This is a genomic window from Roseiarcus sp., from assembly GCF_052145395.1.
GTDB lineage: Bacteria > Pseudomonadota > Alphaproteobacteria > Rhizobiales > Beijerinckiaceae > Roseiarcus.
This window is the reverse complement of sequence record NZ_JBKQOT010000026.1, coordinates 1-15,522: the sequence shown is the minus strand read 5'-3', so window position 1 is coordinate 15,522 and position 15,522 is coordinate 1. Positions and strand designations below refer to the sequence as shown.

Annotated in this window: 11 protein-coding genes; all 11 read left to right on the top strand. The window is 60.8% G+C overall.

Going from position 1 to position 15,522, the window contains the following annotated elements; all coding sequences use genetic code 11:
- Window positions 1-71: 71 nt before the first annotated feature.
- The 11 genes from ACLP25_RS00820 (at window position 72) to ACLP25_RS00770 (ending at window position 15,376) form a co-directional block, all read left to right on the top strand.
- Window positions 72-3,956: a rhamnan synthesis F family protein gene (locus ACLP25_RS00820; RefSeq protein WP_442467352.1), complete on the top strand. Its 3,885-nt coding sequence runs from the start codon at window positions 72-74 to the stop codon at window positions 3,954-3,956.
- A gap of 38 nt (window positions 3,957-3,994) precedes the next feature.
- Window positions 3,995-4,747, top strand: a complete 753-nt coding sequence (locus ACLP25_RS00815; protein WP_442467351.1) for a class I SAM-dependent methyltransferase — start codon at window positions 3,995-3,997, stop codon at window positions 4,745-4,747.
- A 519-nt stretch (window positions 4,748-5,266) separates the two neighbouring features.
- Window positions 5,267-7,765 carry a hypothetical protein gene (locus tag ACLP25_RS00810; protein ID WP_442467350.1) on the top strand — a complete coding sequence of 833 codons (2,499 nt, stop codon included), beginning with the start codon at window positions 5,267-5,269 and terminating at the stop codon, window positions 7,763-7,765.
- A 214-nt stretch (window positions 7,766-7,979) separates the two neighbouring features.
- A complete protein-coding gene (locus ACLP25_RS00805) occupies window positions 7,980-9,491 on the top strand; it encodes a UbiA family prenyltransferase (RefSeq protein WP_442467349.1) in 1,512 nt (503 codons plus the stop codon).
- A 22-nt stretch (window positions 9,492-9,513) separates the two neighbouring features.
- Window positions 9,514-9,978: a hypothetical protein gene (locus ACLP25_RS00800; RefSeq protein WP_442467348.1), complete on the top strand. Its 465-nt coding sequence runs from the start codon at window positions 9,514-9,516 to the stop codon at window positions 9,976-9,978.
- 107 nt (window positions 9,979-10,085) lie between these two features.
- Window positions 10,086-11,360, top strand: coding sequence for an FAD-binding oxidoreductase (locus ACLP25_RS00795; protein WP_442467347.1), 1,275 nt, complete (start codon window positions 10,086-10,088; stop codon window positions 11,358-11,360).
- Window positions 11,357-12,106: an SDR family NAD(P)-dependent oxidoreductase gene (locus ACLP25_RS00790; RefSeq protein WP_442467346.1), complete on the top strand. Its 750-nt coding sequence runs from the start codon at window positions 11,357-11,359 to the stop codon at window positions 12,104-12,106. Before ACLP25_RS00795 ends, ACLP25_RS00790 begins: the two co-directional genes overlap by 4 nt.
- Window positions 12,107-12,113: 7 nt before the next feature.
- Complete coding sequence (locus ACLP25_RS00785; protein WP_442467345.1) at window positions 12,114-13,055, top strand: NAD-dependent epimerase/dehydratase family protein; 942 nt, start codon at window positions 12,114-12,116, stop codon at window positions 13,053-13,055.
- Between the two features lie 12 nt (window positions 13,056-13,067).
- A complete protein-coding gene (locus ACLP25_RS00780; protein ID WP_442467344.1) occupies window positions 13,068-13,526 on the top strand; it encodes a GtrA family protein in 459 nt (152 codons plus the stop codon).
- A gap of 47 nt (window positions 13,527-13,573) precedes the next feature.
- A complete protein-coding gene (locus tag ACLP25_RS00775) occupies window positions 13,574-14,881 on the top strand; it encodes an NAD(P)/FAD-dependent oxidoreductase (protein ID WP_442467343.1) in 1,308 nt (435 codons plus the stop codon).
- 228 nt (window positions 14,882-15,109) lie between these two features.
- The gene (locus ACLP25_RS00770; RefSeq protein WP_442467342.1) at window positions 15,110-15,376 is read left to right on the top strand and encodes a hypothetical protein; all 267 of its coding nucleotides are present in this window, start codon (window positions 15,110-15,112) and stop codon (window positions 15,374-15,376) included.
- Window positions 15,377-15,522 lie beyond the last annotated feature (146 nt).

Below are 15,522 nucleotides of genomic sequence, written 5' to 3'. Positions count from 1 at the left end.
GCGCGCAGCAGGCGACCGGCGAGTACCTCGTTTTTCTTAACAATGACGTTGAGTTTGACCCTGATATTTTCGTGCGATTACACGAGGCGGTCGAACGCGATAAGGCGGAAGTCGCCTGTTTTGGCGGAGAAATCCTCCAATTCGACGGTTCCATCCAGGACCTGGGATCGGGAATCTGGCGGGATGGGGTTGCCATGGGCTATTTCCGCGATGAATCGCCGATGCGATACGCATACGCATACCCCCGCGACGTCGACTACGTTGCCGGGTGCTTTTTCTGCATATCGGCTGCGGAGTTCCGGGAGTTCAAGGGCTTCGATGAAGTCTTTGCGCCCGGCTATTACGAGGAAACCGACTTATCGATGCGGCTGTGGGAAGCTGGCAGGTGTTCTCGGGTTTATCCAGACATCCGGCTTTACCACCTCGAATATGGCAGCTTTTCGTCAGTAGCTCCCCGAGCGTCGATTGAACTGATGGCGGAGAACAGGCCAATTTTCGCCCAGCGGCACCAAGAGTTGCTCAACCAGCGTCCCGAGTTCAAGCCGAACGCCGGTTATCCGGTGCGGTACAACGGTTCTCGCCCGAGGATCTTATTCATTGAGGATCGCGTGCCTTCGATGCTTCTGGGGACGGGTTATGGCAGATCGGAAATCATCATTCGGGCGCTACTTAAAAAAGCCGACATTGATATTTTCTCCTTTTCGCCCCAGGACGATGATCCGATACCTGAGGATTTCGGGTATATCGAGATTACTTACGGTCCCGATGTTAGTATCCTGGAGGATCGACTCGCCAGTCGTCATTACGACGCTGTCTACGTCTGCCGGCCCCATAATATCGCCGCGTACGGCCAGGCGCTGCGCGCCTGGAGGCGGGGGGGAGGCTGCATCGTTTACGATGCCGAGGCGATTTTCGCTGTACGGGAGGTCGCCCGGACCGAACATGTCGAGACCTACTCTGAAATAACGGGAAAATCTCGTTTCGTCGAGCTCCTCGATATGGAGTTACGGCCCGCCGAGCTTGCCGACGTGGTGGTTGCCGTCAGCGAGAAAGAGGCGGCGATCCTGCGGCGACGGTTGAACAAACCTGTGCTGACCATCGGCCATTATCTCGCACCCAACCCGCTCGGGATTGCAGCGAACGAGCGCTCCGGGCTGCTCTTTGTAGGCGCTTTGCGAAACTCTGAATCGCCGAATTACGATAGCCTTCTCTGGTTTCTCGACCACGTTTGGCCGCGCATCCGCGCGGTCCGGCCCGAGGAGACGCTGCGCATTGCCGGTTATGTCCGACCCGAGGCCCCTCTCGGTCCGCTGCAGCGAGACGGAGTGACTTGCCTCGGGCCGGTCACTGATCTGACAACGGAATATGCGCGGGCCCGTGTCTTCATTGCGCCAACCCGTTTCGCAGCCGGCATCCCGTTTAAGGTGCACGAAGCGCTCAGTTACGGGCTCCCCGTTGTCAGCTCCCGCCTAATCGCCGATCAGCTGGCGAACGACGGGGAGATTGTCAGCGGTGTTTCCTCGGCCACCGTCAAGGACGGTGGCCAGGAGTTTACCGACGCATGCGTGCAATTATTGAGCGATGACGCCCTTTGGAGCGAGCAGCAGGAAGCGGCGCTTGCCCACGTGAAGGCGTTTTGCGCGCCAACCGCCCTAGTCCCCGCTATCGACGCGCTGCTCGGCGAGCTACGCGAGAGGCCCGCGGAGGTGCGAGCTCTCGGCCTTGGACCCTTCAGCCATGTGCAAAAACGGTTGATTGACCTCGAGGATTGGCGCGCTGAAATCGCGCTCGCTGACAAGGCGTCGGTCGTTCTCAAGCGTCCGATTGGCATTTTCGTCCACCTCTATTACGACGACTTGGTCGAAGAGGTCGCGGGAACTCTTGCGCGAATAGACGTACCCAAGAGAATCTATGTTTCAACCAATTCCGAGGAAAAGAGCCGCCGGATTGCCGACGCTCTCGACCGGTTCGGCCTGAATTCATGTAGCGAGATTGCGATCGTCCCCAACTGCGGTTTTGATATTGCTCCGATGCTTATTCAGTTCAGGGAGAAGATCGCCAGTCACGAGATTTGCTTGAAGATACACGGGAAAAAATCAGCGTCCGAGCGGGTCGAGTTTGGTGAGCGCTGGCGTAAATTTCTCTATCAGGACTTGGTCGGAGATTCTGCTTGGGCGCGTGCGATCGTCGGCGTCATGCTGGAGACGCCAGATTTGGGTGTGTTGATGGCTCAGCATTTTTACGGTGTTGATTCGCTTATTAATATCGGGCCCAATTATGAATCAATGCGGAACGTCCTCAGCAGAATCGGGATCGATTTGCGGTCTGACCAGAAAATCGAATTCCCCAGCGGCTCTATGTTCTGGTTCCGCAGCGCAGCATTGGCTGATCTTTTCGCGCTCGGCCTTGATTGGTCGGATTTCGAGGTGCTGGACTCCCGAAAGAAGGATGGAAGTCTCGCGCATGGAATCGAACGCTGCTTTCTTTTCTTTTGCGCTGCGTCAGGTAAGCGGTGGGGCTTTCTGCCACCCTATCGGTCTGGACCAAAAGTCTCGCGCGACGAGGTCGTGCGGCTGATTCGCGCGAGTGGTGCGTTTGACGACAAATATTACCGAGCCAACTACGCGGACGTCAGAGAGGCAGGCGTCGACCCGGTCGAGCATTGGGTGGATTTCGGCGCGCGCGAGGCTCGCAATCCCTCTGATCCACGCCTTCCTAATCCTGAAATCTACAGGCTTCTGGATTGCTACTTGCGGGGCCAGCCACTGACCACCACGGGAACGACCGCGGAAACTGTCGACCAGCAGCGGACGCCCAAGACGCTGAAGCGACATCGCGGGGCCGGCGATCAGACAAGGAGTTCTGGCTCCTTGGAGTTCTCGGCCTTAGAACCAGGCGGGCCCTCAACGCATTATCACGAACTGGCGCCGGCGGTCTCGTCCCTGCCGGTCGCGCCGAGTTTCGTCCTCGGGCCCTTTCCTGACTTCCTAACGCATACCTATTTCGGCGACGTCACTGCTCTGTCGGTCGGTAGCTACACACTGAACAATGTCGGGGTGACCTCGCACGGCCTGTTGGTGCGGGACGGTGTGTTGTTAACCTCCCACCTGTTGAGTCTCAGCAAGGAGAGCATCACGGAAGCGGCAGGTTACGGCAATCTCTACACAAGGGCGGAGGAATACTCTCGTGTGATCGACGAGCCGATCGTGTCTCTCGCGGGTCCTGGCCACCTCATCTTCGGGCACTGGCTCGTCGATTTCTTGCCAAAGCTATACTTGCTGCGACAGAGCGGCATCGACCCACGCGCTGCGAAATATCTGTTACCTGCGAACACCCCGCACTTCGCCCTTTCATGGCTCCAGCTACTTGGGATAACGACACAGCAGTTAGTATTCTTCGAGCCCTATGATGAGGTCGTTGGAGCGACCCATCTAATCGTGCCGACGCTGCTGCGCACTAACGGACGCACTCATCCCCTGTTCCGGCCGGCAATCGAGTATCTGACCTCCCTGCTCCCAAGCAAACGTGAGCGGGGATCGGAACCGGGAACTGTAAAACGCCTTTACCTGTCGCGCGGCGTTGCGGGACCGGAAAACCGGAAACTGCTGAATCGCCAGGCGATCGAGCGGCTGGCCGCCAAAGCCGGATATAAAGTGGTCCGGCCTGAAACGCTCTCGATAACCGATCAGCTGAGGATGTTTGCCGGCTCGAAAACCATCGTGGGAGAATATGGTTCAGCCTTGCATGGCAGCCTTTTCGCGCCGCCCGGGGCGATGGTGTGTGCGCTTCGGGCGAGCGCGCGCCATCCTGGTTTCCTGCAGTCCGGTCTTTGCCAGGCCATGGGCCAAAAGATCGGGTACGTGTTCGGCCCCGCAGCAGAGCATGACGTCGAGCAGGAGTTCACAATCCGAGAGGACGACTTCAAAACCGCGCTGGGCTTGATCGACATGTGCTGAATGGATTGCTTCGCATGACCTCTTCAAGGACTAATGAGATGTACGTCAAGCACATCAGTTCGAATTCGGCCCTCGACGGTCTTCCCTACCTGGACTTTTTTTCGACGCTGAACGCGGCGCTCGAACCCCGCTCCTACTTCGAGATCGGCACCGAATCGGGTCATTCCGCCGCGCGCTACACCTGCCCCAGCGTCTGCGTCGATCCGCGCTTCGTCATCTCGGCTGACATCGTGAGAAGCAAGAGGATGCTTCATCTGTTCCAGATGACGTCCGATGAGTTTTTCGCCGCCGGCTACCTCGAGAAGCTCTTGCCACTCGGTCCCGACATCGCCTTTCTCGACGGCATGCATCGATTCGAATATTTGCTGCGCGATTTCATCAACACGGAGAGAGTGGCGCATCCCAGAACGCTAATCCTCCTTCATGATTGCCTGCCGCAAAATCTGCGGATGACGAACCGGCTCCCAGTGGCCGGCCCGGAGGATGAGGGCGGCTCTCGTTTCGCGTGGACGGGAGATGTGTGGAAAGTCATCCCCATTCTGAAGAAATACCGTCCAGACCTGCGGGTATCATTTGTGGATTGCCCCCCTACCGGACTCGTGGCAATTTCTGGGTTGCGCAGAGAGTCCAAGGTCCTGAACGAGTCCTATTATCAGATCGTCGAGGAGTTCCGCGATGTTGAGTTTTCTTCCTACGATCGCCAAAAGCTTTGGCAGGACTACCCCACGCTAAACTCCCGAGCCCTGGCCGAAAACGCCCAAGACCTCACCTTGTATCTCGACATCCGATAACGACCTCGGCTCCAACTCACGCTCGACTTCGCCGGTGAGGCGCAGTTTGGGCTCGATTCTTGTTGAAACCGTTCTACTCAACTTTCGGTCCATCTTCCAGAAGTTAGCCTCGATTATCTGTTTTGCCTACTTACAGAGAACTGCGGGATGAAAGCTAAAGTAAACTTAGGGTACTTCTTTCCAATATCCATCCTCTCAGCTCTTACAGTTCTGGCAATATTCGTTCCATTCTCGCCGAATATGCCAGGGCCGGGGCTCGATTACTCCTGGCAACTGGCGTTAAATCAAGCGACTGCAGAAGGCAAAGCATACGGGCGTGAACTGATTTTTACGTACGGTCCCTACGCCTCGCTTCAGACATGGATGTATAATCCCTTAACCGACAATTTAATGCTTTTTGGGGGCCTTTTTTTGGCGCTTTTTTACATTGTAGTGCTCCTAATAATATTTTGGCGGCGAAACGTACTTCTTATCCTTGCATTCCTCTGTGTTCTGATTTCTGTAAGCACCACGGACGGTTTGTTCACGTCGTATGCGCTACTGCTCTCGCTGGTTCTGTACCGGCTCACGGCGCCCCGGCATTCGTTCGACGGACTGGACCTCTCTCCAGGGGTGTTCGTCCCTCTCTGTGCGCCGCTTGGTTTTCTGCCACTGATCAAGGTGTCGATGTTCTTGGTGAGCGGCGTCTTCCTCGTCCTCTACTTCGTTTTTCTATGGTGGGAGGGGCTCAGGCTTGTCGCACTTGGCTCGGTGGCCGCGTCGCTGGTTACGGCGGTCGTCGCGTGGGTCGTTGCCGGTCAGTCAATCGATGGTTTGCCCGGCTACGTTCTAGCGATGTGGCCGATCGTGTCAGGTTATACCGACGCCATGTCGTTGAGCGGCAGCATCACCCAGGTCACCGGCTATATTGGCATATCCATTGCGCTTCTGTGGACAGTCGCGTTGTCGCGGTCGCTTCCTGCCGCGCCGCGGGCGCTTCTCACGCTTTCCTTCGCGGCTTTCCTTTTCGTCGCATTCAAGGAAGGATTCGTTCGACATGACGACGGGCGCGCGACCGTTGCCGCCTCAGCCCTGATGATAGCGGCGATTCTTTCGGTCTGGGCCGGGGCCAGAGTGAGCGCGGCGATACCCGTGATCTTAGCCGCCGCCGTCTGCACGTTTTTCATAGACATTCGGAATGTCCCTTCGGCAGGGGGCCTCCTGTTTAGCCGCCCGATGAATATGTACCGAAATTTGTATTACGGCATCAAGAACCGATTCGAGTCTGAACATCGGCTGCGGGACGACTACGATGACCATCTTAAAGCCATTCGGTCCGAATTTGCTGTCGACACCTTGCCCGGCACAACGGATATTTACCCTTATGATCAAGCCTATCTGCTGGCCTCGAAGAACATTTGGCAGCCACGACCTGTTCTGCAGAGCTATTCAGCCTACACCCCTGCCCTCGCCGAGACAGATCGCAATTATATTCTGAGTAGGCCGCCGGACAATGTGATCTTTCGCGTCGAAACCATAGATAATCGCATTCCGTCGCTCGACGACGGCGCGAGTTGGCCGGTTCTGCTAAACTCTTTCGTTCCCCTAAAACTCGCCGACGATACGCTTTATCTCCAGCGAAGCGAGGCGGTTGCCGACGCCGATCGCACGCCAATTCATGAAGCCACCCATTGGTTCCACGAAACGGTCCGTCTTCCGGCGGCCGACCAAGTCCTGTTCGCTCAGCTGACGTTCAAAAAGACGCTCGTGGGCAGGTTAGCGTCGTTCCTCTTCAAACCCGACCCTCTGGATATCGAGGTGAGCCTCGCTGACGGAACCACGAGAAGGTTCCGCGTCATTCCCGGGATGACCGAGACCGGCTTCGTTTTGACGCCGCTGATCGAATCCACCAGAGATTTTGCGCTTCTCTTCGGGGACCGTTCGATTCTGTCCGACAAAGCGGTGCGGTCGATCCGCATTGAGCCGCGTAACGGCGGAACGCGAATCTGGAGCGACAGATACAGCTTGAAGCTCAGCCGGCTCGACATGACGCGCGCTGCAGCGCGCAAGCAGATCGTGCCGCCCGCGTCTGGGCTTGAGGGTCCGCCCCAGGATTTCGAGCAAGCGGCCGCGGAAACGTGCGAAGGCAGCATCGACGCCGTCAATGGAGCCCCCCCTTCGGCTCCAGGCGTTCGGAAGCCGAAGACGCTCACGGTGTTTGGGTGGACGACGGTTTCCGGCAAGGACGGCAAGACCGCAGACGAGGTCTTCATGACCGTCATCGGAGAGGATGGCGTGAAGGGCTATATCAAAGCGTCAAAGGTTCCTCGCCCCGATGTCAGAGCCTATTTCGGAAAGCCGAATATGCAGAATCCGGGATTTCAGGCGACAGCCGATATCTCGGCCTCATCCGGCGATTTGACCCTCGGTATAGCACGGGTCCGAGACGGCGGACTCCACGAATGCAAGAACTTCTCGATCAAACTGCTCGACGTCCGGCGCGACGAGGCCGAATCTCGTTCGACCGAGCAATATGTCGCGCCGCAGGAGAGGCCTGCGACCGCAGTCGATGCCTGCGAGGGTAATATCGATCTGCTGAACGGATCGGTTCCACGCCCGACCAATTTTATCAGGGATTCGCTTTCCGTTGCCGGCTGGATGACCGCCTCCGGGAAGGACGGGGATCCGGCGGACGCGGTGTTCATTACGCTCACTGGCGACGACGCCACGACAGTTTATTTCAAGACGACACGCGTGCCCCGTCCCGATGTCAACGAGCATTTCGGTCGTCTCGATATGCCGGATGCCGGTTTCACAGTGACCCTGCCGATCTCGCAAATGACCGGGCGCTACGTCCTGAGCCTCGCCAGACTCAACAAGGGCAAACTGGAAACCTGCCCGCGGCTTCGCTGGCCTCTGTCAGTCAACGTCGCGACTCCTTGCGGTCGATCTTGGTCTGACAAGATAGCGCGATGGGCCCGCTTCGTCGGAATCGTTCCGAGCGCTTCCACGTTCGCCGAGGTCTGTGAGGAAGATTGACCTTGGCTTGCGGGCCGTGGCTGACCGTGGCCGACAGACCACAGCGGATCCAGCGGGGCTTGTCCAGGCAAAGGAAATGGTCACGCGTCCGGAGGAATCGTGCTAGGGACCTGCGGGCTGGCTTCGGCATGAGATGACGCGGGATCGCGGATCACCCTTTGCTGGAGTGCTCATTTCGTTGGATTAGGCGTTTTTGCTTCCTCTTAGAGTCGACATGAATCGAACGATGCGCGCGGGCGTCGCCGATAAAATGACCGAGCTTTCACCTGGCTCCGGGGAAGAGGTTCCGCCTCTAAGCCTCGATCTGGCGATCCCGTTGGTCCTCGATCTTGATGGAACGCTGTTCGCGACGGACACGCTCCACGAGTCCCTGATCCTCTTCCTTCGCAAGCATGCGTCCGACGCTTGGCGAATCCCCGGATGGGTCTTGTCCGGCCGCGCGGTCGCTAAGGAGCGACTCGCTGTAGCGGTAGCGAAAGAGAATCTCGCTCACTTTCCGACTAACGTCGAACTCGTCTCGTTTGCCGAGCGCGAGGCGGCGCGCGGCCGGCATGTGGTCCTCGCCACTGCGGCGGATCGCGCGATCGCGGAAAAGGCGGGGGCCCGGTTCCAGTTCATCACGGAAATCATCGCGTCTAACGGAAACGAGAATCTGAAGGGAGAGGCTAAAGCCCGCGAACTGATGAGCCGGTTTCCTGACGGATTTGTTTACGCCGGCGATTCTTCGGCAGACTTGCACATCTGGAGCAAAGCGTCAGGGGCGATCATCGTCGGCGGCGGTTCGCCTCTCGAGCGGAAGGTGGGCATGTCGACGCCGATCCTGGTGACGTTTCCCGGGACCTCGGCGGGCGCTTCTGCAATTCGTCGAAGTTTGCGGCTTCATCAATGGGCGAAGAACGCGCTTGTATTCGTCCCCCTCGTCCTCGGCGGCAAGGCCTTCGACCCGACGGCTTGGCTGCACGCTGCGATCGCCTTCGTCGCCATCGGCCTCCTAGCGTCGGCCACCTATGTCCTGAACGACCTCTGGGACTTGGCCGAGGATCGCCAGCATTGGTCAAAGAAACAGCGCCCGCTGGCTAGCGGCGACCTTTCAATTGCCTTCGGTTTCCGACTGGTCGTGATCGCGAGTCTCGGGGCCTTTGCGCTTGCCCTGGCAGTTGGGACGGGAGCAGCGGCCATTCTTGCGATCTATCTTGCGCTCAGTCTGGCGTATTCGTTCCGATTGAAGCGCGAGCCGATCATCGACGTGTTCGTTCTCGCGACGCTTTTCACGACGCGTTTGGCCCTAGGCGTGGTCGCCGCCGGCGCGACCCTTTCGCCTTGGCTAATGGTCTTCTCGATGTTCATCTTTCTGTCCCTGTCGCTGGCGAAGCGTCAGACGGAGATCGCACGGATGGTTGAACATGGGCGAGAGCGTACTCTCGGTCGCGGCTACTGCGCCAGTGACGCGCCGCTCGTCCTCGCAATCGGCATTTCGACCATGATGGCGACAGTGCTGATAATGGCGATCTATCTGATCGACGACGCTTTTCCGACCGGTTTCTACCGGCATCCTGACATGCTGTGGGGATTCCCAGTCATCATTTTCCTTTTCCTGGCGCGCATATGGCTGCTGTGTCACCGGGGCGAGCTTCACGACGATCCGGTTGCCTTCGCGTTGAAAGACAGGATCAGTCTTCTCCTTGGCGCAGCGATGGTCGCGCTCTTCGCCGCAGCCATTGCTTAGTCACGACATGTCGACTTCAACCATGCTTTCCTTCCGCGAGCGCACGGACGTTCTCTCATGGGGTAGAGTCGTTAGACAGCCTCAGCTCGTCGCCAATCCACGTTTTGCCGACGAGCTGCCTGCGCTGGTTCTGGACAGCGGCTCGAGGAGCAGGCTAACGGTCGGCCTGCGGCGTTCCTGTAAAAATTCCTGCCTCACCGGCGCAGGCGCACTGATCGACATGCGCGGGCTCTGCGCGGCCGCGGGCCTCCACGCGGTGAGGGTCTTCGCCCTGTACATCTCCTCGACCACCATGCATCGCCGTTGCAGCTATCCGCAGGCGCTGTGGCTCGTCTGGCCCATTCTGGTGTACTGGATCGGGCGCGCGATCATCATGGCGGAGCGTCGCCTGATCGACGACGACCCGATCCTGTTCGCGCTCAGGGACAGGGTGAGCCTGCTCGCATTCGCCGCCATCGCCGCCGTCATGATAATCGCCGCGGCATGACGGAAACGGAACCTCTTCCGCGACGCTCCGCCCACGAGGTGGAAACAGGGCCAAGCGCAACTCGGCAGCGCTTCGTCGAACGCGGCGACATCGTCGCGTGGGGTCGGGTGGACCGCCGCCCCCAGCACTGGGCGCGACCGCAGTTTCGCGACGAACTCGGCGATCTTATCCGCGACCCCGCCTGGCCGGAGAAGCTCGCAATCGGGCTTCGGCGCTCCTACGGCGACTCCTGCCTCAACAGCGGCGGCGCGCTCGTCGACATGACGGGGCTCGACCGCCTCATCGCGTTCGACCCGCTCTCGGGCCGACTCCGCGGGGAGGCCGGCGTAAGCCTGTCCGAAGCCATCCGGCACATCGTGCCGCATGGCTGGTTCCTGCCGACGACGCCGGGCACGCGTTTCGTCACGCTCGGCGGAGCGGTCGCCAACGACGTCCACGGCAAAAACCATCACATGGCCGGCACCTTCGGTTCGAGCGTCACGGCGCTGGGCTTGCTGCGGGGCGACGGCAGCCGCGTCATGGCGACCCCAACGACGGAACCGGACCTCTTCCGGGCGACGATCGGCGGACTCGGCCTCACCGGCGTGATCGAGTGGGTCGAGTTCGCGCTCGCGCCGATCCCGAGCGGGTTGCTCGACGTCGAGATCGCGCCTTTCGAGACTCTCGAGGCGTTCTGGTCGCTGGCGGCCGAAAGCGTCGGCTCGCACGCGCACACGGTTGCCTGGATCGACTGCGCCACGAGCGGAGTACGAGGCGTGTTCACTCGCGCGAACTGGGTGCCTGCCGGCGGCCTTGCGCCTCACAACGATCGTTCGCTTGGCGCCATCCCGTTCGAGTTCCCGGGCTTCGCCCTGAACCGGCTGAGCGTCGGGGCCTTCAACGAATTCTACTACCGGCTGCACAAGATGAAGGCGGCGCGGCAGAGGCAGGATTATCAGACCTACTTCTATCCGCTCGATTCCATCCGAAGCTGGAACCGGCTCTACGGGGTCCGCGGGATGCGTCAGTATCAGTGCGTCATTCCGTGGGGCGAGGAGCGGGTCGCCCTGTCGGCGCTGCTGGCGGAGATCGCCCGAGCGGGGCAGGCCTCGTTCCTCGCCGTGCTGAAGACGTTCGGCGACAAGTCCTCGCCGGGGCTGCTGTCGTTTCCGCGGCCGGGAACGACGCTCGCGCTCGATTTTCCCAACCGGGGCGAGCGGACCCTGTCGCTGATGGGCCGCCTCGACGCGATCGTCCGCGAGGCCAAGGGCGCGCTCTATCCCGCGAAGGACGGACGGATGCCGGGGGACATGTTCAGGCTTTCTTTCCCGCAATGGGAGACCTTCGCGCGGCTGAAGGACCCGGCGATGAACTCGGACTTCTGGCGGAGAGTTTCACAATGAACGCGGCGCCGAAACGGATTGTGATTCTCGGGGCGGCCTCCGCAATGGCCGAGGTGGCGGGGCGTCTCTGGGCGGCCGAGGGTGCGCGCCTCGCGCTCGTCGGACGCAACGCGGATCGCCTGGAGGCGATCGCCGCCGATCTTCGGGTGCGCGGGGCGGCAGCCGTTGAGATCGAGGTCGCCGACTGCGCCTCGGTCGACGCCACCTCAACGCTCGACGCGCTCGCGCAAAGGCTCGGCGGCCTCGACGTCGTCCTGCTCGCTTACGGCGTCCCAGGAGACCAGTCCCAACTCGAGCGCGATCCGGCGGCGACGGCTGACCTCCTGCAAACGAATTTCGTCAGCGCCGCCGCATGGTGTCTCGCCGCGGCCGACTGTTTCGAGCGCCAGCGCTCGGGCGCGCTCGTCGTGATCGGCTCGGTCGCCGGGGATCGCGGTCGGGCGTCGAACTACGTCTACGGCGCCTCGAAGGCGGGACTAGCGACCCTTGTCGAAGGCGTCGCGCACCGGCTGGCGAAGTCGGGAGCGCGCGCGGTCCTGATCAAGCCGGGCTTCGTCGACACACCCATGACCGCCCACATCGCGAAAAAAGGCCCGCTCTGGGCGCAGCCCGAGGCGCTCGGCCAGACGATCGTCAAGGCGGCCAACAAAGGCGGTCCTGTCGCTTACGCGCCATTCTACTGGAGAGGGATCATGGCGGTGATCCGCAACGTCCCGGCTCCGATCTTCCATCGCATGAACCTCTGAAAGAGCCATGGCGGACAAAGGGAAAATCGTCGTCACCGGCGGGGCGGGGCTGGTCGGCCAGAATCTCATTCCGCGTCTGGTCGAACAGGGCTACGGCCCGATCGTCACGATCGACAAGCATGAGACGAACACCGCCACGCTCGTGAAACTCAACCCGAGCGTGCAGGTGATCAAGGCGGATCTCGCCAGGCGCGGACCATGGCAGGAGGCGTTCACCGGCGCGGGCACGCTCGTCCTAAACCATGCGCAGATCGGCGCGCTGGACGAAAAGCCTTTCCTCGACAACAACGTCTCGGCGACCGAAAACGTCATCGCCGCAGCCAAGGCGAACGGGATCGCCAACGTCGTCCACATAAGCTCCTCGGTCGTCAACTCGATTGCGCGCGACTACTACACCGAGACAAAGAAGGCGCAGGAGAAGCTTGCGGTCGCGAGCGGCCTGCCGACCAGCGTGCTGCGTCCGACGCTGATGTTCGGCTGGTTCGACCGGAAACATCTCGGCTGGCTCGCGCGGTTCATGCAGCGTACGCCGGTCTTCCCGGTTCCCGGCGACGGCCAGTTTCTGCGCCAGCCGCTGTACGTCGGCGATTTCTGCGCCATCATCGCGTCCTGCATCGAGACGCCGCGCCCCGGTCAGGCCTTCAACATCTCCGGCCGCGAAACACTGGCCTACATCGATCTGATCCGGGCGGTGAAAGAGGCGTCGAAATCGTCGACGCGCATCGTCTTCATCCCATACCGCCTGTTCTGGCTCCTGTTGCGGACCTACGCGCTCGTCGACAAGGACCCGCCGTTCACCACGCGTCAGCTTGAGGCCCTGGTGATCCCGGAAACGTTCGAGGTGATCGACTGGCCGGCGACCTTCGGCGTGCGGGCGACGCCGCTTCAGGAAGCGTTGCGCCAGACGTTCCAGCATCCAGTCTATTCCCATGTCGCGCTCGATTTTTGAGGCTGTAACGCCATGATAACCAGCCGCTTCGTCCGCTTCCTCCTGACCGGCGGGTGCGCTGCGCTCGTCAATCTCGGCAGCCGCTATGCGCTCAACCTGTTCATGAGCTTCGAGGCGGCGGTCGCGGTAGCTTATCTGTTCGGCATGGTGACCGCCTACGTGCTCGCCAGGATCTTCGTGTTCGACAAGTCAGGCCTCGCGGTCGCAACCGAGTTCCGCCGGTTCGTGATCGTGAACCTCCTGTCGCTCGCAATTGTCTGGGTCGTCTCGGTCGGCTTAGCGTTCTACGTCTTCCCGGCAGTCGGGTTCCGCTGGCATGGGGAAGACGTCGCGCATCTGATCGGCGTCCTGTCCCCATCGGTAGTGGCCTATTTCGCCCATAAGCATTACACGTTCCGCGGCGAGGTGCAGTCCACGGACAAGTCGGCCGTGGCGCCCGAGATGGGCGCCGCGCGCGGGCAAGGGCGCTGAATCCCCATGCGCGAATCGCGTCAGCCGCGTCAGTCTCGGGTATCGACATGAAACGTGTTGCCGTTATCGGCGCAGGCGCAATGGGTCTCGCCGCCGCCTATCATGCACAGAAGGCCGACCACCGGGTCGTCGTTTACGAGGCGGACAAGGTAGCCGGCGGGATGGCCGCCCACTTCGACTTCGGCGGGCTGTCGCTCGAGCGCTACTACCATTTCGTCTGCAAGGCCGACCGGCCGACGTTCGAACTCATGGGCGAACTCGGGATCGAGGACAGGATGCGCTGGGTTCCGACCCGCATGGGCGTCTATACCAGCGGACGCGTACATGCGTGGGGCGACCCGGTCGCGCTGCTCAAGTTTCCGGGCCTGTCTCCGATCGAGAAACTGCGTTACGGACTGATGATGTTCATGGCGACGCGCCGCGAAACGGCGGGCGACCTGGAGCATCTTTCAGCCAAGCAGTGGATCGTGCGCGCGTGCGGGCCCAAGGTCTACGACTCGATGTGGCGGCCGCTGTTCGACCTCAAGTTCTACGAATACGCCGACAACATTTCGGCGGCGTGGCTCTGGACGCGGATCAAGCGGGTGGGAACCTCGCGAAAGTCGCTCTTTCAGGAGGAACTCGGCTATATCGACGGCGGCTCGGAAACGCTGGTGCGCGCGCTTGTTGACGCGATCGAGAAGGGCGGCGGAGCCGTGCGTCTCGGCGCGCCGGTCACGGAAGTCGTTGTCGAGACCGGCGCGGTAAAGGGTGTGCGGTCGGGCGGGACGGTCGAGGCGTATGATTCGGTCATTTCGACGATACCGACGCCGCTCGTGTCGAAGATGATTCCCGGTCTACCGGATGATTCGAAGAAGGCCTACGACGCGATCAAGAATGTGGGCGTCGTCTGCCTTATATTCAAACTCAGGAAGTCGATCACGCCGAACTTCTGGGTGAACGTGTTCGATCCGTCGATGAACATTCCGGGCTTCGTCGAGTTCTCCCGTCTTCGTCCGACGCCCGACACGATCGTCTACGTTCCCTATTACATGCCGACCACGAGCGCGAACTGGAAGCGGAGCGACGCGGATCTGATCGATGAGGCGTTCGGCTACCTTAAGCGAGTCAATCCCGCCCTGACCGACGCCGACCGGATCGACGCAAGGGCGGCCCGTCTCCTCTACGCGCAGCCGGTCTGTCCGCCGGGGTTCGCCGCGATGATCCCCAAGACCCAGACGCTCATCGCCGGCCTTCAGGTCGCCGACACGTGCTTCTATTATCCGGAAGACCGCGGCGTCTCCGAAGGCGCACGCTGGGCCAAGCTTATGGCGGCCGCGGTCGACGACCCGACGGTCTGGGACCGGGAACGCTGACCCAACGTATAACCGCTCGGCCGTGTTAGTTTCATCTCGACCCGCCCGTTGTAGAGGAACAGAAGACAGCGCCCATGAGCAAGCCCGTTGGGGAACTCTCCGTAGGTCAGGTGCGCCGGCGCAGATGAACATCTGCGCCGCGGCCTCGCTTTGCTGGATTCTCCACGATCGCGACATCCAGGCTCCCTCCACGCGGCCCTACCGACGATCGAGTCGAGCGGCGTCGCCTTGCCGCGCGTCTGCGAGACAGGCGGCGCGCTTGGGAAGGCGGCCGATTTCGACGCCCGTCTCGGCATCGAGCGCAATGTTTGCCGGGCGTCGATCAGGTCCGCGACCGAGCCGATGAGCGACACCGAGGGGATCGATCTCGTCTTCGCGCCTGAGGTCGGTGGGAGGGGCGCCACCATCAGCACCGACGCCGCGCTCAACTGCATCGCCTTTCCGCAAATGGACGACGCGATCTGCGCCGACAACTTGGGGTGCGATCCAAACTGATGCAATCAGGCGGTGCGGCGCAGTGATTTTTGCGGGTTGTTGTCATTGGCGACGGCGGGGCTTTGTTGGGCGAGGGCTTTCCAATAGGCGTTCCAGTCGCCGTTGATTCGGTTTATCCGCAAGGCGAGCATGGATTCGGCATGCTC